Origin of the sequence: Comamonas denitrificans (assembly GCF_042654745.1) — a bacterium.
In the GTDB taxonomy this organism is placed as follows: domain Bacteria; phylum Pseudomonadota; class Gammaproteobacteria; order Burkholderiales; family Burkholderiaceae_C; genus Comamonas; species Comamonas denitrificans.
The window spans coordinates 1-2,003 of the sequence record NZ_JBHSEY010000030.1; the positions used below are offsets into that span (position 1 = coordinate 1).

Sequence of the window (2,003 nt, forward strand, 5' to 3'; positions counted from 1 at the left end):
GCACGGATCGCGCCATAAACAGCGGATAGCGATTTTTATCTATGCAATCGTCCGGGATGCGACACCTAGACACGACGAAATACCTGATACCCTTACCACTCATCGCGCTGGCGGTTATGAGAAAGCCGCTGAGCACAAAGAAAACATCGACGGCGACGCCCCCGATGAACTTGTAGCCGACAAACTGCAAGAAAAGATCGCCCGGCCCACGCCCGGTCACCGCAGAAGCATGCCCATAGATGACCGCCAGCGCAGCGAGCAGCCTCATAATGTTCATGCTGTTGTTGCGAGCATCGAAGACCGCGCCCAGTGTGTCATTGTTCATTATGTTTCTGCCAAGAAATCTGATTACCCGGGCAAACCACAGCAAGCATGAACCCGTTAGATTCGGGGATATCAGGTAGCGGCATTGTCACCTTCGCCATGAACGTCGGCGGAAATCCTGGACTCCCGGACGCTATCAACGATATAGAGTGGGCGCTGCTTGGTCTCACCGAAGATGCGCCCCAGGTATTCGCCGAGCACCCCAATGAAGAACAACTGCACGCCACCGAGACACAACACGGTGACGATCAGCGTCGGGTACCCGCGCACCGCCTCGCCCCAGACGAGGGTCTTCACCACGATCCAGCCGCCCATGACAAAAGACGCGGCTGCAAGCGTGAACCCAACGTACATGGCGATCTTCAGGGGCGCGATGGTAAAGGAGGTAATCCCTTCCAGGGCGAAGTTCCACAGCTTCCAGTAGTTGAACTTGGTGGCGCCGGCAACCCTCGGATCACGCCGATACTCGACGGCAACCGACGGGAACCCGACCCAGGCGAACAACCCCTTCATGAACCTGTGATGCTCGCGCAGGCGCACCAGTTGCTCGACTACCCGGCGGGTCATCAGCCGACAGTCGCCGGTATCGGGCGGGATGGACACCCGGGACAACCTGCGGATGACCCGGTAGAACGCTGCAGCCGTGGCCTTCTTCAGCCAGGTCTCGCCATCACGCCGGGTTCTTTTTGCGTAAACGACATCAAAACCCTTTTCCCAGTTTTCAACAAAATCCAGCAACAGTTCCGGAGGATCCTGCAAGTCGACGTCGAAAATCGCGACCGCATCCCCTTTTGACACATCTAGGCCGGCGGTCATGGCAGCCTCCTTGCCGAAATTCCTCGACAGCGCTACCGCGCACACCCTGGGATCGGAAGCCGCCAACTCCATGATTAGGCGGCGCGTCGAATCGACACTCCCGTCATCGACAAAGATCATCTCGCAGCGATAGCCCGGAAGCCGATCGAACACTTCACTCATCCGGGAATGAAAGGCGTGGATTACCTCCTCCTCGTTGAACGCTGGGACAATCACCGATATTAATTTGCTCATCGCCCTCTCCTGCCAAAAACTAACAATTTCGAGACAATGTAATTCCAGAACAAAGTCAATGCTGTTGCAAAAACCTGCGATATCCAGGGATCCCAGCGCAGCCCCGCGGCGAGCGCATGGACGATCCCCGTGTTGATGAAGAAGCCCGTGGCGACCATCAGGTAGAAGAACGCCACCGCCTCGCCGTGCGAACGCTTGCTGTCGAACGTGTAGTAGTAGCTCATCAGGTAACTTAATACCGAGCCGAACAGATAGCCAATCGCGGATGCGACCGTGGTGCTGATGCCGAGCACTGAAATACACAGCCAGAAAACCGCATAATGCCCCACTGTCGCACTGCTGCCAGTCACGAGAAACCGGAAAAACTCACGCTTCATTTCAGCGGACCAGCAGACCGGTAGGTATGCGGAACCCATGCACCCCACTTCTTTTCATATACTTCTTTGTTTCGCCGAAACAACTCCTGTCTTTCCGAGTCTTTCAGTTTATTAAAAGACGCAGATAAATGATGGTGTATAAAGACGTCATCAACGCAAACAACCCGCTTTCCAATGGACTCAAGGATGTCCTGAACAACTCGGTTTCGCGCGTGCTACGAGACTGAGTTTTTCATCTGGCGCAATGGAGAC

At 55.4% G+C, this 2,003-nt stretch carries 3 protein-coding genes; all 3 read right to left on the minus strand.

Annotated features, from left to right (window positions below; all coding sequences use genetic code 11):
• A partial coding sequence (locus ACFO24_RS06965; RefSeq protein ID WP_377737669.1) for an acyltransferase family protein occupies positions 1–325 on the minus strand: 325 nt, incomplete at its 3' end.
• Positions 326–396: 71 nt separating this feature from the next.
• Positions 397–1,374 carry a glycosyltransferase family 2 protein gene (locus ACFO24_RS06970; RefSeq protein WP_377737670.1) on the minus strand — a complete coding sequence of 326 codons (978 nt, stop codon included), beginning with the start codon at positions 1,372–1,374 and terminating at the stop codon, positions 397–399.
• On the minus strand, positions 1,371–1,790 hold the full coding sequence (locus ACFO24_RS06975; RefSeq protein WP_377737671.1) for a GtrA family protein: 420 nt from the start codon (positions 1,788–1,790) through the stop codon (positions 1,371–1,373). The genes ACFO24_RS06970 and ACFO24_RS06975 overlap by 4 nt, the downstream gene beginning before the upstream one ends.
• Positions 1,791–2,003 lie beyond the last annotated feature (213 nt).

Bases quoted from the DNA above. Each gene is read 5' to 3' on its own strand.
- ACFO24_RS06975 (WP_377737671.1), bottom strand. From the start codon at position 1,790: ATGGGTTCCGCATACCTACCGGTCTGCTGGTCCGCTGAAATGAAGCGT.
- ACFO24_RS06970 (WP_377737670.1), bottom strand. From the start codon at position 1,374: ATGAGCAAATTAATATCGGTGATTGTCCCAGCGTTCAACGAGGAGGAG.